Annotated in this window: 25 protein-coding genes; 18 read left to right on the top strand and 7 right to left on the bottom strand. The window is 38.5% G+C overall.

All coding sequences use genetic code 11. From position 1 onward, the window contains the following. Nucleotide 1: 1 nt before the first annotated feature. Nucleotides 2-1,015: a Gfo/Idh/MocA family oxidoreductase gene (locus R2800_04410; GenBank protein ID MEZ5016271.1), complete on the top strand. Its 1,014-nt coding sequence runs from the start codon at nucleotides 2-4 to the stop codon at nucleotides 1,013-1,015. Here R2800_04410 and R2800_04405 read toward each other — a convergent pair. Continuing rightward, nucleotides 1,012-2,073 carry a T9SS type A sorting domain-containing protein gene (locus R2800_04405; protein ID MEZ5016270.1) on the bottom strand — a complete coding sequence of 354 codons (1,062 nt, stop codon included), beginning with the start codon at nucleotides 2,071-2,073 and terminating at the stop codon, nucleotides 1,012-1,014. The genes R2800_04410 and R2800_04405 overlap by 4 nt on opposite strands. A 72-nt stretch (nucleotides 2,074-2,145) precedes the next feature. Between R2800_04405 and R2800_04400 the strand changes: the two genes are divergently transcribed. Together R2800_04400 and R2800_04395 are read left to right on the top strand one after the other, a co-directional pair. Continuing rightward, complete coding sequence (locus R2800_04400; protein MEZ5016269.1) at nucleotides 2,146-2,544, top strand: cupin domain-containing protein; 399 nt, start codon at nucleotides 2,146-2,148, stop codon at nucleotides 2,542-2,544. Between the two features lie 44 nt (nucleotides 2,545-2,588). Continuing rightward, the gene (locus R2800_04395; GenBank protein MEZ5016268.1) at nucleotides 2,589-3,422 is read left to right on the top strand and encodes a S1-like domain-containing RNA-binding protein; all 834 of its coding nucleotides are present in this window, start codon (nucleotides 2,589-2,591) and stop codon (nucleotides 3,420-3,422) included. A gap of 6 nt (nucleotides 3,423-3,428) precedes the next feature. Here the strand turns inward: R2800_04395 and R2800_04390 are convergent, their stop codons facing one another. After that, on the bottom strand, nucleotides 3,429-4,205 hold the full coding sequence (locus tag R2800_04390; protein ID MEZ5016267.1) for a hypothetical protein: 777 nt from the start codon (nucleotides 4,203-4,205) through the stop codon (nucleotides 3,429-3,431). Nucleotides 4,206-4,295: 90 nt separating this feature from the next. On the opposite strand from R2800_04390, the gene R2800_04385 reads away from it, so the two are divergent. Continuing rightward, a complete protein-coding gene (locus R2800_04385; GenBank protein MEZ5016266.1) occupies nucleotides 4,296-5,717 on the top strand; it encodes a DUF58 domain-containing protein in 1,422 nt (473 codons plus the stop codon). Nucleotides 5,718-5,771: 54 nt separating this feature from the next. Next, complete coding sequence (locus tag R2800_04380; protein ID MEZ5016265.1) at nucleotides 5,772-6,284, top strand: DUF937 domain-containing protein; 513 nt, start codon at nucleotides 5,772-5,774, stop codon at nucleotides 6,282-6,284. A 32-nt stretch (nucleotides 6,285-6,316) separates the two neighbouring features. Here the strand turns inward: R2800_04380 and R2800_04375 are convergent, their stop codons facing one another. The 4 genes from R2800_04375 to pheT are packed head-to-tail and all read right to left on the bottom strand — an operon-like array spanning nucleotide 6,317 to nucleotide 10,145. Further along, nucleotides 6,317-7,006, bottom strand: coding sequence for a DUF6048 family protein (locus tag R2800_04375; GenBank protein MEZ5016264.1), 690 nt, complete (start codon nucleotides 7,004-7,006; stop codon nucleotides 6,317-6,319). Further along, nucleotides 6,987-7,478 carry a DUF6452 family protein gene (locus R2800_04370; GenBank protein MEZ5016263.1) on the bottom strand — a complete coding sequence of 164 codons (492 nt, stop codon included), beginning with the start codon at nucleotides 7,476-7,478 and terminating at the stop codon, nucleotides 6,987-6,989. The genes R2800_04375 and R2800_04370 overlap by 20 nt, the downstream gene beginning before the upstream one ends. Then, nucleotides 7,471-7,746 carry a hypothetical protein gene (locus R2800_04365; GenBank protein MEZ5016262.1) on the bottom strand — a complete coding sequence of 92 codons (276 nt, stop codon included), beginning with the start codon at nucleotides 7,744-7,746 and terminating at the stop codon, nucleotides 7,471-7,473. Before R2800_04365 ends, R2800_04370 begins: the two co-directional genes overlap by 8 nt. Next, nucleotides 7,746-10,145 carry a phenylalanine--tRNA ligase subunit beta gene (gene pheT / locus R2800_04360; protein ID MEZ5016261.1) on the bottom strand — a complete coding sequence of 800 codons (2,400 nt, stop codon included), beginning with the start codon at nucleotides 10,143-10,145 and terminating at the stop codon, nucleotides 7,746-7,748. Before pheT ends, R2800_04365 begins: the two co-directional genes overlap by 1 nt. A 361-nt stretch (nucleotides 10,146-10,506) precedes the next feature. On the opposite strand from pheT, the gene dnaB reads away from it, so the two are divergent. The 8 genes from dnaB (at nucleotide 10,507) to R2800_04320 (ending at nucleotide 17,358) form a co-directional block, all read left to right on the top strand. Continuing rightward, nucleotides 10,507-12,171 (top strand): replicative DNA helicase, encoded by a 1,665-nt coding sequence (dnaB, locus tag R2800_04355; GenBank protein MEZ5016260.1) that lies wholly within the window; start codon nucleotides 10,507-10,509, stop codon nucleotides 12,169-12,171. A gap of 162 nt (nucleotides 12,172-12,333) precedes the next feature. Further along, the gene (locus R2800_04350; protein ID MEZ5016259.1) at nucleotides 12,334-13,464 is read left to right on the top strand and encodes a cysteine desulfurase family protein; all 1,131 of its coding nucleotides are present in this window, start codon (nucleotides 12,334-12,336) and stop codon (nucleotides 13,462-13,464) included. 83 nt (nucleotides 13,465-13,547) lie between these two features. Then, nucleotides 13,548-14,879, top strand: a complete 1,332-nt coding sequence (locus R2800_04345) for an HTTM domain-containing protein (GenBank protein ID MEZ5016258.1) — start codon at nucleotides 13,548-13,550, stop codon at nucleotides 14,877-14,879. 298 nt (nucleotides 14,880-15,177) lie between these two features. After that, the gene (locus R2800_04340) at nucleotides 15,178-15,597 is read left to right on the top strand and encodes an archaeosortase/exosortase family protein (GenBank protein ID MEZ5016257.1); all 420 of its coding nucleotides are present in this window, start codon (nucleotides 15,178-15,180) and stop codon (nucleotides 15,595-15,597) included. After that, nucleotides 15,587-15,970: a hypothetical protein gene (locus R2800_04335; GenBank protein MEZ5016256.1), complete on the top strand. Its 384-nt coding sequence runs from the start codon at nucleotides 15,587-15,589 to the stop codon at nucleotides 15,968-15,970. The genes R2800_04340 and R2800_04335 overlap by 11 nt, the downstream gene beginning before the upstream one ends. A 60-nt stretch (nucleotides 15,971-16,030) precedes the next feature. Further along, nucleotides 16,031-16,315 carry a hypothetical protein gene (locus R2800_04330; GenBank protein ID MEZ5016255.1) on the top strand — a complete coding sequence of 95 codons (285 nt, stop codon included), beginning with the start codon at nucleotides 16,031-16,033 and terminating at the stop codon, nucleotides 16,313-16,315. A 113-nt stretch (nucleotides 16,316-16,428) separates the two neighbouring features. Then, entirely contained in the window at nucleotides 16,429-16,776 is a 348-nt protein-coding gene (locus tag R2800_04325) for a hypothetical protein (protein ID MEZ5016254.1), read from the top strand. A gap of 84 nt (nucleotides 16,777-16,860) precedes the next feature. Further along, complete coding sequence (locus R2800_04320; protein MEZ5016253.1) at nucleotides 16,861-17,358, top strand: SRPBCC family protein; 498 nt, start codon at nucleotides 16,861-16,863, stop codon at nucleotides 17,356-17,358. Between the two features lie 54 nt (nucleotides 17,359-17,412). Here R2800_04320 and R2800_04315 read toward each other — a convergent pair whose 3' ends face one another. Next, entirely contained in the window at nucleotides 17,413-17,829 is a 417-nt protein-coding gene (locus tag R2800_04315; protein ID MEZ5016252.1) for a nucleoside-diphosphate kinase, read from the bottom strand. Nucleotides 17,830-17,959: 130 nt separating this feature from the next. On the opposite strand from R2800_04315, the gene R2800_04310 reads away from it, so the two are divergent. From R2800_04310 to R2800_04290, 5 genes are read left to right on the top strand one after another with little or no spacing between them, the layout of a single operon-like run. Further along, nucleotides 17,960-18,958: a DHH family phosphoesterase gene (locus R2800_04310; protein MEZ5016251.1), complete on the top strand. Its 999-nt coding sequence runs from the start codon at nucleotides 17,960-17,962 to the stop codon at nucleotides 18,956-18,958. 13 nt (nucleotides 18,959-18,971) lie between these two features. Then, nucleotides 18,972-19,880, top strand: coding sequence for an FKBP-type peptidyl-prolyl cis-trans isomerase (locus tag R2800_04305; protein ID MEZ5016250.1), 909 nt, complete (start codon nucleotides 18,972-18,974; stop codon nucleotides 19,878-19,880). A 21-nt stretch (nucleotides 19,881-19,901) separates the two neighbouring features. Then, on the top strand, nucleotides 19,902-20,801 hold the full coding sequence (locus R2800_04300; protein ID MEZ5016249.1) for an FKBP-type peptidyl-prolyl cis-trans isomerase: 900 nt from the start codon (nucleotides 19,902-19,904) through the stop codon (nucleotides 20,799-20,801). A gap of 21 nt (nucleotides 20,802-20,822) precedes the next feature. Continuing rightward, nucleotides 20,823-21,704: an FKBP-type peptidyl-prolyl cis-trans isomerase gene (locus R2800_04295; protein ID MEZ5016248.1), complete on the top strand. Its 882-nt coding sequence runs from the start codon at nucleotides 20,823-20,825 to the stop codon at nucleotides 21,702-21,704. Between the two features lie 11 nt (nucleotides 21,705-21,715). Next, nucleotides 21,716-23,335, top strand: a complete 1,620-nt coding sequence (locus tag R2800_04290) for a M1 family metallopeptidase (GenBank protein MEZ5016247.1) — start codon at nucleotides 21,716-21,718, stop codon at nucleotides 23,333-23,335. The last annotated feature ends 10 nt before the right edge of the window (nucleotides 23,336-23,345 follow it).

Raw genomic sequence — 23,345 nt, 5'->3', positions numbered from 1 at the left:
CATGACAGATAAGATACGCTTCGCAATTGTGGGATATGGAAATATTGGTAACCGACATGCCAAACATATAACAGACAATCACAATACAGAACTGGTTGCCGTATGCGACAAAAACGAAGCTATTCAAAAACAATTACATGCAGATATAAGTTACTACAACGACTTACCCTTACTACTTAGAGAAGCTGAAGCAGATGTGCTATGCGTCTGTACTCCCAACTATCTACACGAACCTCATGCTATATCGGGACTAAAAGCAGGCATGCATGTAGTGGTAGAAAAACCAATGGCCATTAGCACCGCAGAATGTGATAGGATGATAGCTGCTGCTAACGATACAGGGAAGACCATATTTGCCGTTAAACAAAACAGATATAATGAACCCGTACAGCAAGTAAAAAAACTCATTGATGCAGGCACTTTGGGCAAGATATTTATGATACAAGTGAACTGCTTTTGGAACAGAGGCGATCATTACTATCAAGGTAGCGACTGGAGGGGAAAAAAGGCAAAAGATGGAGGATGTTTATTCACACAATTCAGCCATTTTGTAGATATACTCTATTATCTAAACGGAGGCATTACAGGAGCAGAAGGCTGGGTGAACAACTATGCACACGAGCACAATACCGAAGTGGAAGATACTGGCAGCTTTGTACTTAAAGCACACAATGATGCCATCATCAATTTCAACTTTACCACTTGTTCCTATGAGAAAAACATGGAAGGCTCCATCACCATATTTGCAGAAAAAGGCACATTGAAAATTGGCGGGCAATACCTTAACACCATAGAATATCAACAACTGGAAGGTGCTCCCCTACCCAATATCAATATAACAGCAAAAGCCAACGACTATGGCTTGTATCAAGGGTCTATGAGTAATCACGACCAAGTGATACAAAATGTGGTAGACGTATTACTTCACCAAAAAGAAGTAATGACCAGTGCTGAGGATGGCAAAGAAGTAGTGCGCATGATAGAACAGATGTATGCCGGCGCTACAAAACTTTAGTGTTTCGTTATCCATACATAACCAGTATGGTCTCCACTGATAACTCTAGCCATATAAACACCCGCAGCCCAGTTAGAAATATCTATCCTGTTTGCATTCACCGACTGCGCTACTAACTTGGATTGCATATCAAAACAAGCTATTTGATAATTGGTCCATTCTTTAGGCAAATCAATAGTAACAATATCTGCAGCAGGGTTAGGGTATGCTTTCAACACCATAATATCACTACCTATATTGGCTACAGATAATGGTCTGTATTTATCTCTATACCTTATGGCTGTTATGGTTTCTGTACCACCTACCACAGTTGTGGTCACCCACATGGCTGGATAATGCTCTCCTTTGGCAAGCCATTTATAGTCTATTGTTTTTCTAGGCAAGCCAAAAGCAGGTGCTATACTTATCTTTACACTATCCACTTCATCGATTTCAGAACGTATTCTGATACAGTTGGTGGGAGTAGTATAAAAAGGAGTTATAATTGTACCCCATCCGTCTACTTTAGTTTTCCTTGTACCTTTCTGCTGAAAAGAGGCTATTGATGCCAATTGCATTTTCAAGTCGAATGTAGAATTGTTGGTATTACCATATTGCAATGGGAAATAATACCATTCATCCTCATCACTATAGTTAAAAGCGGTAGGCAAGCCTGAGATATTAGCCGCAAAAGCCTCCGCAACAAAACGACTTGGGCTACTCTTTTTACTAAAGAAACTATACAGATCCTTTACACTAATGGGCAAAGTACCTGATGGTATTGGTAATGTATCTCCTATTTTATAACCATAAGCTTGCAATGAGATCAAAACATATAAAGGATTTACTTGCAAAGCAGTCTTATAAGCATCTACAGCTTGTGCCACAGGAGTAAGACTGGAAAAGTTCCATGTTTTATTAGTACCAGTATCATTAAGGTTGATACTCGCCCCTACTACATTGGCAGTACTATACCTCAAGGTATCACCTGCAACTGGCATATCAGATGCATCAATTGATATTTGAGCTACTGCGGATAGCGAAAATCCTAAACAAATAAGTAGTAAAAGCTGCTTCATAGGAATATGATATTTATCATTAAAAATAATCATAAGTGTCGGTAAATTGCAGTAAGATCAAAAAATATAGCCATGTCAGATAAACATAATGATGCCACATTAAACAGACCTGAAGGAGACAGAGATATAGATGCCAATCTGATAAAGATGGATCTGAACAAGTACATCAGCCAGATAAAAAGCGAAGAAGCTTGGCTAAACAAAGACAGAAATGCCATAACACTATACAAAACAGACACTATGCGGATGGTACTCCTTGGGCTGCATCAAGATGCAGAACTTAAAGAGCACACTGCACCGGGCAATATCAGCGTTCATTTGCTAGAGGGGCATGTAAGTTTTAGAGCCGAAGGACAAGAGGTAAAGCTTACTGCCGGTCAGATAGTAACGCTACATGCCAAAATACCCCATAGTGTCTTTGCCCATGAAGAATCTGTATTCTTACTAACTATTTCCGTTAATGCCTCATAACACTGATTAATTCGACTACATTTGCACTTTAAACATTTCCCAAGATGGTAGAAGTAGGCAAATACAATGTGTTAAAGGTGCTTAAGAAAGTAGATTTTGGTTTTTACCTTGATGGAGGTGACGGTCAGGAAATACTATTGCCTAAACGTTTTGTACCCGAAGGACTGCAAGAAGACGACGAGCTGGAAGTCTTTATCTACCACGACAATGAAGGCAAGCTGATCGCTACTACACAAAAAGCCAATGGTGCTGTAGGAGACATTGTGGAAATGGAAGTTGTGAGCATTACCCCACATGGTGCTTTTCTTGACTGGGGCATCATGAAAGATGTATTTCTTCCATTATCTCAGCAACGCTCAAGAATATATAAAGGCGAACGCTACCTAGTGCTACTATACATAGACCAAGTAACAGGCAGAGTAACGGCTACGGAAAAACTGGGCAAATCTATTAGCAACGAAGTGATCACCGTTAACGAAGGTGACGAAATTACCATGAGGGTTTATCACCAAACAGAGATCGGTTATAAGGTAATTATCAACAACGCGCACTGGGGCGTACTCCACTATAGTGATGTATTTACAGACCTAGACAACAACACCGTTGTAAAGGGGTATGTAAAAACTATAAGAGATAAAGATATAGATGTAGCTATTGGAGAGAAAGGTTATAAGCGAATAAGCAAGGAAGCTGAAAAGGTATTGAACCTACTTAAAGAAAATGACGGCTACCTACCTTACCACGACAAAAGCGCACCAGAGGATATCTATGACTTTTTTGCCATGAGTAAAAAAGCATTCAAAATGGCTACAGGATCTCTGTACAAGCAGAAAATAATCAATTTTACTAAAACAGGGATACAGCTTATCGAAGACTAAAGTCAACTATCTAGTCTGTATACCCATTTTATAATTGGTCAAGTCTATCTTATAGTTAGCCTTTTGATTTAGTTCTGTAACTTCCATTTTAGAAGTTAGTTGGCCATTTTCATAGAAGTCACCCTCTAGCATCATACCTGAAATACCTGCCACATCCATCAAGTACATATTCCATAAACCGAAACCAGCACCTTTTTCGGTATCAAGCACCATTTTACCGGTTACCCATATTTCACCAGTATTTTTCTTATCCTTATCTACACATTTATACTGCACGCAGTTATATCCTTGAATGGTTTTAGTACTACTGGTTTTAGAGCACTTTATATCTTCCATTTTACTTTCGTAGCTATTCTTAATGCCTTGCTGCATCATATTGCCAAACATCCCATAATTTATAGCCATGCCTGACTGCTCTTCTTCATTAAGCATGATCATCGACTGGTTTTTAGCATCATAGATCACCGTCATATGCTCTTGCTTTCTACCCCTTTTATTCTCAATACCCCTAAAAGCAAAATTCTTGTCATTGATGTAATATTTGATATTGCTTACATCTTCTTTTCCTTTCTTGTCGTATTCTGTAAGCCTAAGGTTCATATAAGTAGAAAAAGAGTAGCTTTTTTCCGTTTTACTGTTCATGAACTTATTCAGCTTATCTAAACTAGGCTGGCCATACTCTTTCATATATTTTTCTTGCATGGCCTTTTCAACCTGACCTCTTTGTGCAAATACACTGGTGCTAAGAAGGGAACAAACAACTAATGTGACTATAAGTTTCATAAGATGATATATTATACCCACAAATTAATAATTGATCAATAGAATATCAATTAAACATTCGAGTTTATTTAACACCTTATTGAATTACAAATGCTTAATTTGACCTCTAAAATTCAGGTAGCAGATCATATGGATTGGAAAAAGATAAAGTGGTATCTCAAGTACTACAGTCAATATTTCCCTTTTACTCTCAATACTATAGTAGGCTTTATTGCTATCTACTTTGCCTACCGTTTACTATACCAGCCATTACCTGACGATACTCCAACCTCATTTTTACCATTCATCGTATTAATGGGTAAACTTGTATTTTGGTTCATTATAGCCTTAGTACTCTTATCCTTACTTAGCACTACTGCTACATGGATATACTACTTATTGTTGCAGAAAAAAGAAGGCAACAATTTACAGGTTGAATTTGCTACAGAACAACGAAAAGGCAAGCGTAATAGACTATTTCTTTCATCTACCATTAATGGAGCCAGAAGACCTCTGCTGGGTTTCATAAAAGGCAGACTAGTTTATGACAACTATGAGATGACAGAAAAATTTGGCTTACTCTCTGCTCAAAAAGAGAAAGACCGCTTTTGGAGAAAAGCCATAACAGGTAGGAACAGAATTTTATTACCCGATATAAAAGAGTATAAAGTACAAGGTGGCTTTGTGTTTTTTGAAGACATGCTGCGCATCTTTTCTTTAGCAGTACCGCAACAAATACAAAATAGTTTTTATCAACCACCTGTTCTTAAGGAAGATGATGAACGAGATGTATATCCTAAAGAAACTGAAACCTTAGACATACGTATAGATCAGTTAAGAAGAGTTGATGGAGAGCTTCATAATTATAAAGATTTTGAATCGGGTGATGATGTACGACGCATTGTATGGAAGGTCTATGCAAAGAATAGAGAACTTGTAGTACGTGTACCTGAACGCTTCGAACCTTTTGCCTCTCATTTATATTTCTATGCATCCTTTTTTGCTTCGGGCAAAGCTAAATGGCTTGGCGATGCCTACATGAAAGAAATGCTCAATTATTACAAGAATTATATTTGGACTGTATATGATGCCCTAACAGAAAAAGAATGGGCACTACGCTATATACCCGACCAAAACTTCGCCATACCAGAACACTTGGAAGAGCATGATAAAAACGCAAGAATAATAAGCAATAGCTCTTGGCAAACAGAAAGACCTCTTATCAAATATTTCAACCCTAAGAAAGGAGCTGTGCTATGTATTTCTTCTTTTACTGACCTTGAAGAACTAAATGAAATACTGGAAGAGTGCAATGCAGCTACAGTTGTCTACTTTGTAAAGACCTCAAAAGTATTCAGACAAATAGTGCCTTGGAACTTATTTAAACGACTAATATTACTTCCACCTAAAGATCGCCTTAACAAGCTTCGCAACAGTTGGATATTCTCCCCCATGCGCCCACAAGTGCATAAAAGGGAAAAGGCAATAGTAGAACTACTTAAGAAATCTAATGTAACCTACGCCGAATTATAACTACAAATAGATATCCCAAATACACATAACTTGCTCATCTAAAATAAACCGATCATGTTTGATGAATTAATGCAGATAGTACAACAAGCTAGTCAAAAAGATGTTGTAGAAAACAATAATATACCTAACGAGTATAATGATGCTGTAATGAACGAAGCAGGAGCCTCTATAATGGGAAGCTTGCAAAATATGCTTGCATCAGGACAGACAAAAGATGTTGTTTCACTACTTAAAAATGAAAACACAAACGACAGTCCTGCAATGGGTGTTATATCTAACAACTTCATAGACAGCATTACAGAAAAGCTGGGTATCGACAAGGGTGTAGCGTCAAACATTGCGGCATCTATACTACCCCAAATCATCAACTCATTTTTAAACAAAGCTCAAGACCCCAATGACAAAAGCTTTGACATGAGTAACATCATAAACGCATTAAACAATAATGGCTCCAACAACACCAATAGTGTTTCTGATCTAATAAGTTCTGTTGGCGGAAAGTTTGGCTTAGATAAAGACAAAGACGGAGACGTGGATCTAGGCGACCTTATGGGCATGTTTAAATAATAGATAAGAGAGAGACAATATTTTCAAAGCGACTATTTAGTCGCTTTCTTTTTGTCCCATCTTATAGCATAACTGAAGTAGAAGTTAAAATCGAATATGGTATTCTTATCCCCTTTCCCATAACCTGCCATGTAGGATGGTGGCAATTCCTTAAACTGTTTTTGATTCAATAAAAACTTACCTCTTGCAGTCCATCCTAAGAAAAAACCTTTGTACACTTCCACTTTAACACCACCTACTACTTCAGCCCAATGTGCGGTCAAAGTTTTTCCAGCAACTACTCCAGGTGTATTACCCCAAGTACTATCTACAATTAAATAGTTAGCATCACCACGATTGATAAAGCCTACGGCATACCTTACACCAATAAAGGCCATATCCCAATCTTTAGGCATTATACGAGATAGCATACTCTTATTATAGCCCACTTTCACAAAGGTGTTAGTACTATTATACTTCAAGTCGGTATAGTCTACAGTAGCTGTACCGTAACCACCTTCCAAAGACAAGTAGCCTTCTTTTTTCCAGTAGTAGTCTACCTCCATTTCATAGTTAGTATATCTATCTTGAAAAAGTGTAGTAAAAGGTTTGCTGATCTCTAAGTTGATTCTAAGCTGATTACTTATGGTTTTACCATCGGGCACATTAGCACTCGTACTGTCTTGAGCAAAAACAGCACCTACCATTAGCATTAAGAGAATACTAAAAGAATATTTTAACATGCTCGATATTGGCATCGGTATTAACTTCTGTATTTGTGATTTTTATAGAATCAATATTGTAATTCGTACTCGTCACATTCTTTAAACTATAGGTAAAAATATACCCGCATGCGGTAGACAAAAAACGTGGCTTGCGCTCATAAAAGAAAGTAACCGTATCTATACCTGTAGTAGCGGCCGAATCGGGCCATATATACCACCTAGAGCTATCTGCAATACTGGATAGCCTTATCGGGAAGCTACTCGCTTTTACACCGTTATAATACACAGAAGGCGTATCCACCCACCCCATAACAGCCTTTGGCAATTCGTATTTTTTACCAGCACTTCCAGTATCGGCAGGCAGGTATGTACCAAAAACCAAAGCAACTGTTGTAGGCTCTAAACAAGGATCTCTAACTTCTTCACAAGAGGTAATAAAAAGAGAAGTAAGCACGGCTACCACAACCAATAAAAAAGCCTTATTAATCATCTAGCGTAGCCATTATTTTATCAATATCGGTAATCAAAGTGTCTATTTGTTTTTTTACCGCTTTCTTGTCTTTATCATTTGCTATCACAGCATTGGTCTTACTGGAAGCTACATCATCTTCAAGCTTAATAAGCTTGTTGTTCAATTCTTCGATCAGCTTATTCTGCTTTACAATGGTAGCTTGTAAATGCTCTTTTTCCTGCTTTAAAGAAGTGTACTTCTTAAGCAGCAGGTCCAGTTTTTCATTAAGCACCGTAAAGTTTTGCATTACTCTCGTATTTGTGCGTTAAGCTGTTTCTTGTAAGCGTCTATCAATTGTTGCATCACCTTATCTACTTCCGCATCAGTTAAAGTACGGTCTTCTAACTGGAAAGAATAATTTAAGGCTAAAGACTTTTTATCAGCACCGATCTTTTCACTTTCAAAAATATCGAACAGACCATAAGTTTGCAAGAATGGAATATTCAGTTTTGTGGTCACTTGCTCCACTTCGTTGTAAGCAACGCTCTTATCTAAAACAATAGCTAAGTCCCTATACACCGTAGGATATTTAGGTACTTCTTTATACTGTACTTTAGATGCGGCCATAGCTTCAAGCCATTTGCTCCATACTATCGTTGCTACATATACAGGTTGTTTTATATCATACTGATCAGCTTTCTTCATTGCCACTTCTTCAAGTGTACACAACGTCTGTTTCTTCCAGCTCCATATAGTTTTGCCATCAGTATAACTCAATTTCACTTTACTGATACCACTATCCTGCATTAGTTTCTCTACTACCGCTTTCAAGTAGAAGGTATCAACAGCTTGAGCTTTTTGGTTCCACCCTTGAGCAGCTGCATTACCTGTTGCGTAAAGCACCAATTGCTCTTCTTCGTAATACTTTTGCTCTTGCTGAGTGTATATTTTACCAAATTCAAACAATAACAAGTCCGTCTGCTTTCTGTTGTAGTTATATTGCATTACCTCCAATCCACTCTCCAACATAGAAGGTCTCAACACGTCCAGCTCACTCGTTAAGCTATTCAGCATTTTTACAAGGTCTGCTCTGTCAGGGTAATGCTTACTGTTTACAATGGAATTGGTAACGATCTCATAAAAACCACCTGCGGCTAACACATCGGCTATTTTGTTTTTAACAGCGCGATCGTTTGGCATTGGTTTATTCAACGAGATATTCAAACGTTCTGGTATTTTGATATTATCCAGCCCGTCAATACGCAAAACCTCCTCTACTATATCAGCAGGCTGTAGCACATCTGGTTTGTTTGTAGGCACTATTACTTCTATACCATTTTCTGTTTCTCCCTCAATAGTAAAACCAAGAGCAACAAGCACATCCTTAATAGCACTGTTGCTATAATCTTTACCGCTCAAAGTTCTTACATAATCGTAAGCAACATTGATTTTCACTACTTCAGGCTGCTTAGGATAATTATCTGAAATCTCAGAAGCTATCTGTCCGCCAGCCAGCTCTACCATTAGCACTGCTGCCCTTTTTAGTGCTGGCTCTAGTGCATTGATATCTACTCCTTTCTCAAAATGAGTTGCAGCATCGGTACGTAACCCATGATGCATAGAAGTACGCCTTACATGCATAGCATCAAAATAAGCGCTCTCAAGGAATACAGTAGTTGTTGCATCTGTAACACCACTAGTAGCACCACCAAACACCCCTGCTATACATAAGCCATTTTGCTTATCGCATATCATCAAATCAGCATCACGTAGTCTCCTTTCTGTATCATCCAATGTGATAAACTTGGTATCTTGTGGAAGGAACTGAACATTAATTTCATCACCTTCTATCTTATCTGCATCAAAGGCATGTAAAGGCTGCCCCCACTCATGCAAAACATAGTTGGTAATATCTACTATATTATTAATGGAGCGAACACCAATTGCCTCCAGTTTCAGCCTCAACCAATCAGGTGAAGGTGCCACTTTAAGATCTGATACGGTAAGCCCCATATAACGAAGACAAGCATCTTCGGCTTTTATATTTACTTTGATCGGTCTATTCTCTTTTGCCTCAGGTATATTTACTTCAGGATAAACTACTTCATACTTCTTACCTCTATGATGCGTTAGATAGGCACAAACATCCTTAGCCGTACCAATATGGCTCATCGCATCAGAGCGGTTGGGCGTGAGTCCTATATGTATAGCATGATCTGGCTGCGGTATGTCAAAATAGTCTTTGGCCAATACACCTACTGTAGCCGTACTATCCAACACCATGATACCACCATGGTCTGTACCTAACCCTATTTCATCTTCAGCACATATCATACCCTGACTGGCCACTCCACGTATTTTTGCCTTCTTGATAGGGAAAGACTCGCCATTGGTAGGATGTACATGGCTACCAACAGGTGCTACCACCACTTTTTGGCCTGCTGCCACATTTGGGGCACCACATACTATATTTAAAGGCTCATCAGCGCCTATATTTACTGTAGTTACTTTTAGTTTATCCGCGTCAGGGTGTTTTTCGCAAGTAAGCACTTCACCTATCACCAAACCTTTCAAGCTACCTTTTATCACTTCTACAGTGTCTACCCCCTCTACTTCCAAACCTATAGAAGTAAGAATAGTACACAACTCATCTAATGGTAACTCTTCCGGTAGATATTGCAACAACCAAGAATAGGAAATCGTCATTTTTTATTAAAATTTGCCGTAAAGATAACCTTCATTATAGCAAATAACATGTTTTAAAAAAAATACCTGCTCAAATGTTTTATTAACAGTTCACATGTGAATTGTATGGGTATTATTCTGTATATTATAGATAACTGGTGGATAACAAGTGTATAAGTGAATTTTATCTGTGTACATGGATTGATATATGGTTAATAGCTTTTGATAATTATTATCACGAAAAAGTGATGAGAGACAAAAAAAACGCTTTACATTCGTTTCCCCCCATTCAGTTAACCTTTAGGTAATATTAGCTTAACAATGAATTTGGGCTATCATAGGACTATACTTAAACATTATAAAAAATAGAGCTAACCCAATAATGGCCGTAGACGTAAAAAAAGATTTTGGCAACACCCGAGCCAGAGGCAAAAAAGTAGATAACACCTCCATGATTTACGGGAAAGTGCCACCACAAGCCAACGATCTTGAAGAAGCAGTGCTAGGTGCTGTGATGTTGGAAAAAGACAAACTGGCTGAAGTATTAGAGATCATCCAAAGTGCGGACTGTTTTTATGTAGACGCACACCAAAAGATATATGCTGCCATCAGACGATTGTTTGATAAAGGTATGCCTGTTGACCTACTAACGGTTACAGAAGAACTTAGAAAGAGCAATGAACTGGAAATAGTTGGTGGTGCATACTACATCACTAAACTGACCATGAGTGTCGTATCCAGTGCACACGTAGAAGCTCACGCTAGAATAGTGATGGAGAAATTCATACAACGTGAGTTGATACGAATTTCAAGCCAGGTAATTGGTGAGGCTTACGAAGATAGTACTGATGTTTTTGACCTGTTAGACAAAGCCGAGTCTAACCTTTATGAGATAACAGATAAACACCTTAGAAAGAACTTCTCCAGCCTTAAAGATGTATTGGTACGTACTGTACACGAAATTGAAGAAGCTAAGAACAGAAAGGATGACATGACGGGTGTACCTTCTGGATTTACTGATCTAGACAAGCTTACTTCGGGTTGGCAAAAGACCGACTTGATCATCCTCGCTGCACGTCCTGCTGTAGGTAAGACCGCATTCTCGCTAAACTTGGCTATGAATGCTGCCATGAATTCGAAGAAACCATACCCTGTTGCAGTATTCTCGCTGGAGATGGGTTCGGGTCAGATAGTAAAAAGAATGCTCGCAGCTGTTACAGAAGTACACATGAACGCCATTACCAAAGGGCGTATGCAAGAGCATGAATTCATCCAAATGACACAAAGGATGAATAAGCTGGCTAGTGCGCAGATATTCTTAGACGACCAAGCAGCCTTGAATATATTTGAACTTCGCGCCAAAGCAAGAAGACTTAAACAAAAGCATGATATTCAATTAATTATAATTGACTACTTACAGTTGATGCAAGCCTCGGTTGACAAAGGTGGTAATAGAGAGCAAGAAATCTCTAAGATATCACGTGACTTGAAGGCTCTGGCAAAAGAATTGGATATTCCGATCATTGCTCTATCTCAACTAAACCGTTCAGTAGAATCGAGAAAAGACTCTAAAGTGCCTCAATTGAGTGACCTTAGGGAATCTGGAGCCATTGAGCAGGATGCTGATATGGTCATGTTCTTATACCGTCCTGAATACTATGGTATTGAAAATGATGAAATGGGACAACCCATTGAGGGTGAGACCCACGTACACATAGCTAAGCACCGTAATGGTAGTACCGACACCGTAAAGATCCGTTTCATCAAAGAGTTCCAGAAGTTTGTTGACATGCCAAATGACGACTTTGGTTTTGATGGTGGTCATGGCGGCGGCGGTGGCGATATGATGCCACCTAGCGGAGATAATCCTTTTGCAGGTATGCGTGGCAGAGATAATAGTGACTTTGGTGGCTCTAAGATGTTTGTACCTAGCGGTTTTCAAACACTGCCATCGAAAGCAAATGATGTCAACTTTGACGATGATGACCTTAACGGTCCTCCATTGCCCCCGAGCAACCCTAACGATAATGAACCACCTCCTTTCTAAATAGGTAAATAGATACAACATACATCAGCCACGCCATATAGCGTGGCTGAAGCTTTATACGCGAAAAAATGACGTATTACCCCCTTGAATGGATGTATCTACCAATAAATTGAAGAGATTTTGGTAGCTTCGCGCACGATTTTTACCCATTCAATAAAGCATATGCAAAGAATATATTTTGATAACGCAGCGACAACATCTCTTTCTCCTGACGTACTGGAAGCGATGATGCCTTATTTGACGGAGAAGTTTGGTAATCCATCATCAATATATTCCTACGGTAGAGAGACTAAAATTGCCGTAGAAACTGCAAGAAAAACTGTTGCTAAAATACTAGGAGCACACCCTAGTGAAATATTCTTTACCTCTGGAGGAACAGAAAGTAGCAATACTGCCATTAATTGTGCCGTAAAAGATCTAGGATGTAAGCATGTTATTTCTACAGGTATTGAGCACCATGCTACTTTATATAATGTAGAACGCCTTGGTGCTACAGACCAAGCTAAAGTGAGCCTCGTAAAGCTCTTGGATAATGGCCATGTGGATCTAGCTCATCTAGAAGAATTATTAGCCAGTAATGAGAAGACTTTAGTAACGCTAATGCATGCTAATAATGAAATTGGCAACCTCTTAAATATTGAAGCAGTAGGTGATTTATGCGAAAAGTATAACGCAATTCTTCATTGCGATATGGTACAGACCATTGGTCACTACCCTATCAATTTTGATAGCCTTAAGGTACATTTCGCAAGTGCATCAGGCCATAAATTTCATGGCCCAAAAGGAGCAGGAATATTATATATCAATGCAGATATATCTATCAAGCCACTACTAGTTGGCGGAGCACAAGAACGTAATATGCGTGCAGGTACAGAGAATTTGTATGGTATCATTGGTTTTGCCAAAGCACTTGAAATTGCCACTAAAAACCATGATGCAGATAAAGCATATATCTTAGACCTAAAGCAATATGCTATTGAGCAGATAAAAGCAAACTTCCCTAACGCTAGACTGAATGGTGATGCAGAAGGCAACTGTTTATATACTGTATTGAGTGTTGCCTTTCCTGCCAGTGAAAAAACAGAAATGCTCATGATGAACTTGGATATGGCAGGTATATGTGTAAGTGGCGGTAGCGCTTGTAGCAGTGGAGCATCAACAGTAAGCCATGTGATCCAATCTCTATACGGAGCAGAAGCAGATCAATTAGCTCCGGTACGTATTTCTTTCTGCAAACATAACACCAAAGAAGAAGTGGACATCTTTATTAATAAGCTGAAAGATCTACTTTAATCAATAATCACATTTCATATAAAGTCGGCTACAAGCCGGCTTTTTTTATGTACAAAATGTATTTTAGCACATATCGTATTACTATGTCCAACAGATTGTCTAAAACACACCATTACCTATTTACGCCTATAAACAATGGATCTCTTATTGTATTCAGAATACTGTTTGGCTTGGTGATGTCTTTCGAGTTTTTAGGCGCACTAACCAGTGGGTGGGTAAAAGAAGTATATATAACCACACAGTATAATTTTACATTTATAGGTTTCGAGTTCTTACACGCGCTACATGGACCGATCATGTACTGGTACTATGCCATAATGCTACTATGTGCCCTACTCATTGCTTTAGGTTGGTTTTACAGGCCGGCATCAATAATAATGGCCATACTGTGGACAGGCTTCTATTTTTCTCAAAAGAACCATTACAATAATCACTATTACCTAATGGTGATACTTTGCTGGCTGATGACATTAATGCCCGCTAATAAAAGAGCCTCCTTAGATGTAAAATGGAGACATGTTTCCCCTGCTTATACCTGTGCTAGATGGTATATTCTTGTGTTCATAATACAGATAGGCATTATGTATACATTTGCCGCCATAGCAAAGATGAACCCTGATTGGCTTCAAGCGATGCCCATAAAACTGTGGTTTTCAAAAAAAGCGTCCATACCATATATAGGTAAACTATACGGTACGGCATGGTTCCCTTGGTTTGTTGCTTATGGAGGCCTACTGTTCGACTTATTGATAACACCGGCATTGTTATGGAAGAAGACAAGAAAATATGCCATGTTTGCCATGTTATTCTTCCATTTCTTCAACTCTGCTACCTTTGGCATAGGCAGTTTCCCTTATATGGCTATGAGCTTAGCGGTATTCTTTTATCCTGGAGAAGAATTTGACAACCTATTAAAAACGCCTAAGTCCTTTACAGCAGACTATAAAGTCCCCACCCTGCATATACGCAGGCTGATTGTAGGTATATTCAGCATTTATTTCATATGGCAAATATGCTTACCCATTCGCCATCATTTCATAGAAGGGGACGTAGCGTGGACAGAGGAAGGACATAAAATGGCATGGAGAATGATGCTACGTACCAAAAGAGGTCGCTCTTACTATATAGTAAAAGATAAAAAAAACGATCAAAAATGGACCGTAACCCCTGATGACTATTTAGCTCCTTTTCAGGTGAAAGACGTTGCCCACCACCCTGACATGATATGGCAATTTGCACAACTACTCAAAGAAAAATATAAAAAAGAAGGATATGACGTAGCAGTACATGGATACTGCTATTGCTCCTTGAATGGCAAACCCGAAAGACTAATAATTGACCCTGAGGTAGATTTAGCCACTGAACCATGGCTTCACTTTAAACATCATAGCTGGATAACCCCTCGTCCAGAATAGCGGCAAACAGGGTTGATAATCAAATACATAACCCCATTGAAATACAGTTTTTTTTCTTAACGAGTTGTTAAGCAGCAAAAAAAATTCCATATGTAAGAAAAAAAGCACACCTTTGTAGTAGGATTAGAGGTATTTACAACACCTCAGAGAAAATTACATATAGAGTTTCAGGGAGTAATTGTAACTTGTTGAACTTATGAGTATTGGTCTTAAGAATGTTTTGCCACCAAGCGCAAAACCATTTGTTATCAGAGCTCTCATATTGTTCATCGGTTAGAAATTACTATATCATCTCTTACTGGAACGAATAGGAATCCCCGACGAACAACTGACAGCTGCGGTACAAACCGGAACGATTAAGTTACTACAACCATTTTTCAACACAGTTACGGCACAAGGGTCTAGCATACTTATTGACAATATACGGTCAGTAAATATAGCTCCCGAATGCAACGGTTTAGAATTAATAGTTCTTTATATAGGGTTTATACTGTGCATACCTAGCAATTGGAAAAAGATGTTAGGCTTTATTGTAGTGGGTACATTGGTTATCTATCTACTAAATCTGGTACGAACAGCTTTATTGGCTGTAATGTACTATCAAAGCCACTCTATGACACAATTTGCTCATCACTATGCTTTTAAAATAGTGATCTATGCGGTAGTATTTGCAGGCTGGTTATTGTATGTCCGAAAAATTAAAGTAAGTGACGTATAAGCAACGACTTTGGATATCAGCTATTGCCATCACACTGATATGCTGGGTAGATCATCAGCTATTTTCAGAAGGCATGGCTGCCAGAATTATCCCTGCAATGATACGCCAAACAGGTCATTTGATCATATTGTCTTTGACCTTGGTTGTAGGCTACTGGGGATGGAAAAAACACCCACACAGTTGGACAAAGCGATTGTGGCTACTGATATATACTGCTTTTATAGTAGTGCTAATACTAGTAGGCATCATCACTTGGCAATGGCAATGGTTCAATAAAAGCTTTTTAGATATTATAAGCACATTGAGATATGCCTTTTGCAGTCCACTACCCTTATTAATGATATATGTATTAACGAAATTGAATAAAGAATAGAAAACACAAAGATTCAAAAACAAAAAAGTAAACAGCGCACAAAAAGTAAAACTAAAACACATGAAACTCTTTAAACAACTTAGTAAAGTAACATTCATCCTAGTCTTCATGCTTTTGGCAATGCCAAAAACCTCTAATGCAACTTGGGGTTGGGGCGGTAGCAGCTGTGGCTGTGGCTACCATAGCCATACATGGTACTGCTGGTACTATGGCTGTAACCACAACTGTGGCGGTAATGATGTACCTCTTGACGGAGGATTGAGTTTACTTGCAGTTGCCGGAGCTGGTCTTGGCATTAAAAAAGCTGTAGCTAAGCGCAAAAGCAAGAAAAATACGGATAAATAGTAGCTAACACTCTACTTTTCAATTTGTTAATCCGTTGAATAAATCTATATATAGTATATTTGCCCAAGCAGAGATGCTATATAGAGCCATTTATTTGCAACAAAGAGGAAAGTATGAGAATTCACAACATTGCTATAATGTTGGTAGTGGCCTTATTTATGGTCATGAGCCCAACAAATAGTTCTGCAGCTATAGTCAACAATTCATTTAGTAACATCGCGTCTACTATTGAGGATATTGTAGATATTTTCAAATCATTTGAAAGTACTCCTAATGGAGACAAATCTATCAAAAGGAAGAAGTGGAAAGATTATAACAACGGTGATGATGATGATGATGGAGACGACGACGACGATGATGGAAATGACATACCTCTAGACGGAGGGCTTTCTTTCCTAGCTGTTGCAGGCGTTGGACTGGGTATCAAAAAGGTAGTCGACCACCGAAGTAAAAACAAATAAAACTTAAATATATTATTTAGGCAGGTGTATGAACACCTGCTTTTTTTTGTTTATAGTATATTAGTTGTTTCAATAACAGAGCTTATGAGTTTTGACTGGAGCAAGTTTGTAAAAAAGATAGATATTAATGTACCTGCTGATGCCGTTTATCTGGCTTGGACGATACCTGATATTTTAGAAAAATGGTTTTTACGGTCTGCCACCTTTTATTATTCAGCTGATAAAAAAAGGGCTAAACACGAGAACATACATAGCGGAGATAAATATGAATGGCTATGGCATGGCTATGGCGACGACGTAATGGAAAAAGGCGAAGTACTATCTGCCAATGGTATCGATAAGCTATCTTTTACTTTCGGCAATGCAGGTATAGTAACTGTAGAAATAGGTAAAGTGCTGGACAAAACCATTGTTATGCTTACCCAAAGTGAAATACCAACTGATGAGCTATCTCAGGTCAATTATCATATTGGCTGCCAAAACGGTTGGACCTTTTATCTGGCCAACCTAAAATCATACCTCGAAAACGGCCATGACCTAAGAAATAAAAATGAAGGGCTGAAACATATGCTCAACTCCTAAACGCAAAGGGCTATACATTAAATGTATAGCCCTTTACATATAAAGTTATTAATATTAGAATCTTTCCAAACCGCTAAAGAAGAAGTTACCTTCAATAGCAGCATTCTCATCACTATCAGAACCGTGAACAGCATTCTCACCAATAGAAGTAGCATACTTCTTACGGATAGTACCTTCAGCAGCTTCTGCAGGGTTAGTAGCACCTATTAATGCTCTGAAATCAGCAACAGCGTTATCTTTTTCTAAAATAGCCGCTACGATAGAACCACTACTCATAAAATCAGTTAATTCGCCATAGAATGGACGCTCTTTATGTACTTCGTAAAACTGACCAGCTTGCTCTTTGCTCATCTTAGTGTACTTCATAGCCACTATTCTGAAACCAGCAGCATTAATCATTTGTAGAATGTTTCCAATGTTTCCTGCAGCAGTAGCATCAGGCTTGATCATTGTAAAAGTGCGATTAGACATACTATATATTTAAACGTTTTTTGATTGTTGGGCGCAAATGTACTGTTTATTTACAACTTTAGTATTAATACATATGGATAGATAACTATTGATGCTTACATTTGCCCACTAACATTGACAGGATAATATAATGCAACCCGTACAAGACGTTTTTTCGTTACTACAACATCCTAAGAAGATATTTATAACCACACATCACAAACCTGATGGTGATGCTATAGGTAGCATGTTGGGATTGCATCATTACCTTACCAAAAAAGGACACAAAGTATCCTCGGTTTCTCCAAGTGAACTACCCGACTTCTTGATGTGGATGCCTGGTATCGAAGAGTTATACAACTATGAGGCAGAACAAAAAGTTTCTGAGCAACTATTAGCTGATGCTGACCTTATTTTCTGTCTTGATTTCAATGCTTTTAGCCGTACAGGAAAACTCTCTGATGCACTAGCGGCAGCTCCACAACCCAAGGTACTAATAGACCACCACCTCATGCCAGACCCTGTATGGGACTATGGTATGAGCATACCGGAGAAAAGTAGCACCTGCGAAATGGTCTACGACTTCATTAATCTATATAATGATAATGAGCTGATAGACCTGAATATTGCAGAATGTTTATATACGGGCTTAATGACTGATACCGGCTCTTTCCGTTTTACTATAACATCGGCAAGTGTGCATGAAATGATTGCTGACCTAAAACACAAGGGCTTAGATCATGCCAAAATACATGAAGAAGTATATGACTCTTGGTCGGTAAAACGAATGCAGTTTATAGGTTATGTACTGCTTGAAAAAATGGAGATACTACCCCACCTTAACTCTGCCGTGATCGCTTTAGAGAAAAAAGACTTAAAGCTTTTTGAGGTGAACACCAGTGATCTGGAAGGATTGGTCAACTACCCCTTAAGCATAAGAGGTATTAAGTTTGCTACCTTAATTACAGAGCGAGGAAATAATGAAGTGAAATTCTCCTTCAGGAGCAAAGGCGATTTTGATGTAAGCAGCTTTGCACGTGAATATTTTAACGGAGGCGGTCATTTTAATGCCTCAGGAGGTCGTTCTACAAAAGGTTTTTCAGAAACTCTAACATATTTTAAAGAAATTTTATCCGATATTCATCCCTAATTTTAAAAATAAGATGTTAAAACAAATAGCAACACTTGCCTTAGGAGGCATATTATTAGCAGGCGTTTCTAGCTGCAACAACAACAACGGTCTGAAAAGAACTGATGCTGGATTGATGTATAAAATTGTCAAAGACGCTGAAGGGGAAAAGCACCCTAAAATTGGCGACATCATTGAAGTGCACTTGAAAGTAAAAGTTAGGGATAGCATACTTAATGATACCCGTATGATGATGGGTGGATCACCATATACAATGCCATTGCAAGAAGACCCTTTTAAAGGTAGTTTTACATATGGCTTGCAATTATTAACTCCTGGGGACAGTGCAGTATTCTATATCTTGTTGGATTCTCTTAAAAAATATCAACCTGAAGGAGCACAATATCCAGAGTGGTTTAAAGATGACGATACTCTTGTTTACGAAACTGTACTTGTAAATGTTAAGACAAGAGAAGAGATGGACCAAGAGCAACAGGCTAAAAATGCAGAACAACTAAAGAAAGATGATGAGCAGCTACAAGCTTACTTTAAAGACAAGGGTATCTCTCCTGAAAAAACTGCGTCAGGATTGTACTACACTATAGACAAACAAGGTAGTGGCGATAAGATCGAACCTAAAAATTACGTTTCTGTAAAATATACAGGTACTAACCTTGCTGGAGTAGCTTTTGATTCTAATGTTGATCCTAAATTCCAACACGTTGAGCCATTTAGCTTCGTTGCTGGACAAGGACAAGTGATTAAAGGATGGGATGAAGGAATACTACTATTACAAAAGGGAAGTAAAGCTCATTTCTATATTCCTTCTGCTCTTGCATATGGCGGACAAGCTTTAAGTGCTGAGGTAGGACCTTATTCTTGCCTTGTATTTGAAGTAGAAATTACTGATGTACAAAAAGACCTACCTCAACAAAACCAATAATTTATAAGAAGAGAAATATAAATGAGATATAGTAGACTACTTATATTGCTGGCCTTTGCACTTACCACTTTTTCAGCGTGTAAGGTTACAATGATGTCATCTAAAAACAAGACAAAAACGTTTAAAACAACTGAACGTGGCCTTGGTTATATGATGGTAAAAGATGTAAAAGGTACGCAATACCCTCAAGATGGTGATATGGTTGAATTTCATATTACTACCGTTTATGAGGATAGCATAATGTTTGACTCAAAAAAGCAAAATAACGGCAAGCCTGTTCAGTTTAAATGGAAAGAACCTTCTTTTAATGGAGATCTTATGGAAGGTATCAAAATGCTTACTGCCGGGGATAGTGCTGTCTTCCGTGTATTGGTAGATACCATTATTGCTACCGGACAACGTAAGCAAGACTGGATGGATACCGGCAAGTATGTTTACTATTCCATTGCTTTGAAGACAGTAAAGACTCAGGAACAAATAAACATGGAAAAGGGTGAGAAAGCAGGTGCTCAAAAAGAAACTGATGAAAAACTGCTAGCTGAGTATTTTGCCAAAAACAAAATACAACCTAAAAAAACAGCATCTGGCCTATACTATGTGATCAACCAAGAAGGAACAGGAGCAACACCGACTAAGGGACAAACTGTAGCTGTTAACTATACCGGAAGAACCATTGATGGCAAAGCATTTGATTCTAGTACCGACCCTGCATTTGGTCATGTATCACCTCTTGAGTTTCCTATTGGACAAGGTAGAGTAATAGCAGGATGGGATGAAGGAATAAGCTTGCTTAATAAAGGTGCTAAAGGTGTGTTGTATATACCATCTTACCTTGCTTATGGCGAAAACACTCCTGACCCCAATAAAATACCAGCTAATTCAATATTAATATTTGATGTTGAGTTGGTAGACATTAAATAAAAACAAAACCAGAAGACATAAATGATGTTGAATAAGATACTAATAGCTGCTACAGCTTTACTACTTCCGCTTAGTACCATTGCTCAAGACATGAAAGGTGCTAGTGTAACAAAAGGCGGTCTTAAATACAGGATGATCATTGACAAGCCAGGTGGTAAAACACCAGAGGTTGGTGATTATGTAAAAATGCACTTATCATATACTGTAGATGATAGTGTATTGTACAGCAGTAGACAGTTGAATAACAATGAACCTGTAGAATTTCAACTCATGAAACCGAACTTTAATGGCGACATTACTGAAGGTTTCATGGAAATGACCGCGGGAGATAGCGCTATTCTTTTTGTACCGGTTGATTCACTTATCAAACAAGGCACACCTGTTCTCCCTTGGATGAAACGTGGTAGTGGGCAGCATATCGTTTATCGTATCGTGATGGTCGATGTAAAATCTATGGAGCAAATGAAGCGCTACAGAGACGAAATGACCAAACAACAAAAGGTTATTGACGATAGAAAACTACAAGACTATTTCAAGAAGAATAATATCAAAGCTCGTAAAACCGAAAGCGGTTTGTATTACTCTATTGAAAGAGATGGTGATGGTAAACTACCTCAAAAAGATAGTAATGTGTATGTAAACTATACAGGTCGTACTCTAGATGGAAAAGTGTTTGACTCTAATGTTGATCCTAAATTCATGCACGTTGAGCCATTCAAGTTCATGCTAGGTGCAGGACAGGTTATCAAAGGTTGGGACATTGGTGTTGCTTTATTCAAAAAAGGAACTAAGGGAACGCTATACATTCCGTCAGGCTTGGCTTATGGCCCCAATAGTCCTGACCCTAATAAGATTCCTGCCAATGGAGTGCTTATCTTTGATGTGGAAGTACTTAAAAAGTGATGCAAACATCAATGAATATCAAAATACTAACTTTTATTATCTGGTATTTGCTTCTAGCAAATACCAGTTTTGCTTATGGCCGTCAGGACACACTTAGAGGTAGCAATGGAGCAGGTAGATACTGGTGGGATGTATTACACTATGACCTTTCCATTGATATGGATACTGCCCAAAGAAGTATCAGCGGACATAACACAATTACCTTATTGGTAACGGACGCACCGACACAGCAATTCCAAATTGACCTACAAATACCCATGGAGATAGACAGCATTAAATATGGTAGTCTTGCACTCCAATATACCAGAGAAGAGAATGTATGGTGGGTCAACACCTCTATCTTACATTGGCAAAAAGGGGAAATCCATAAAATAACCATCTATTATCATGGCCAACCAAGAGTAGCAAGAATGCCTCCTTGGGATGGCGGTTTTATCTGGTCTGAGGATAGTACTGGCAAACCATGGTATTCAGTAGCCTGTCAAGGGCTTGGTGCTAGTAGCTGGTGGCCATGTAAAGACTATCAGGCAGAAGAGCCTGATAGCGGTATGGTGCTACGTATTAACGCTCCCAAGGGCTTGTCAGCTATTAGTAATGGTAGGCTCCTTAAACATAACGAAACCAACAATAGTTGGACATGGGCAGTAAAGAACCCCATTAATAGTTACGATGCTACTTTTTACATTGGCGACTACGTGAGCTGGAAAGACACTTTGATGGGAGAAGATGGCCGACTGGACCTAAGCTTTTATGTATTGAGATACAATGAAGCAAAAGCTAAAAAACAGTTTTCGGTAACTAAGGAGATGTTACACTGTTTTGAATACTGGATGGGACCCTACCCTTTTTACCAAGATGGCTACAAACTCGTAGAAGCACCTCATTTGGGTATGGAACATCAGAGTGCGGTGGCTTATGGTAACGAATACAAAATGGGATATAAAGGCATGGACAGAAGCGGTACAGGTGTGGGACTTCTATTTGATTTCATTATTATTCACGAAACAGGACATGAATGGTTTGGCAATAATATTACCGCAGCAGACATAACCGACAATTGGATACATGAAGGCTTTACTACCTATACCGAAGCCCTGTTTACCGAATGTGCTTTTAGCAAAGACAAAGCCTTTACATACACCATTGGAGAAAGAAAGAATATCAGAAATGACAAGCCTATATGTGGTAGCTACGGTATTCATGACCATGGCTCGGGCGACCAGTACGACAAGGGAGCCTCTATAGTGCATATGATACGAGTAATGATGAATAACGATCAGCAATTCAGACAATTGCTTAGAGACCTCAACAAAGACTTTTACCACAGCATTACTACATCAAAAGAGGTAGAAACATATATTGCTAAAAAAACAGGGCTACAGTTGGCAGCTTTTTTTGATCAATATCTGAGAACAAATGATATTCCTACTCTGGAATGGTATATAAAAAGCAACAATTTATATTACAGGTTTACTAATACAGTACCTGAATTCAGTCTGCCTGTTACATTATATGGGCGAAAGAAAAAAGTACCTGTACTGGTTACCAACGAGTGGCAGCATATCAAATGGAAAAATGGTGGATATAATGTCAGTTATTCTACCGACTATCTTATTAAAGATAAAGACTGATTTATTAGGT

This window comes from Flavipsychrobacter sp., assembly GCA_041392855.1.
GTDB lineage: Bacteria > Bacteroidota > Bacteroidia > Chitinophagales > Chitinophagaceae > UBA5543.
The sequence above is the reverse complement of the archived record's forward strand: the minus strand, read 5'-3'. Positions and strand labels throughout refer to the sequence as shown.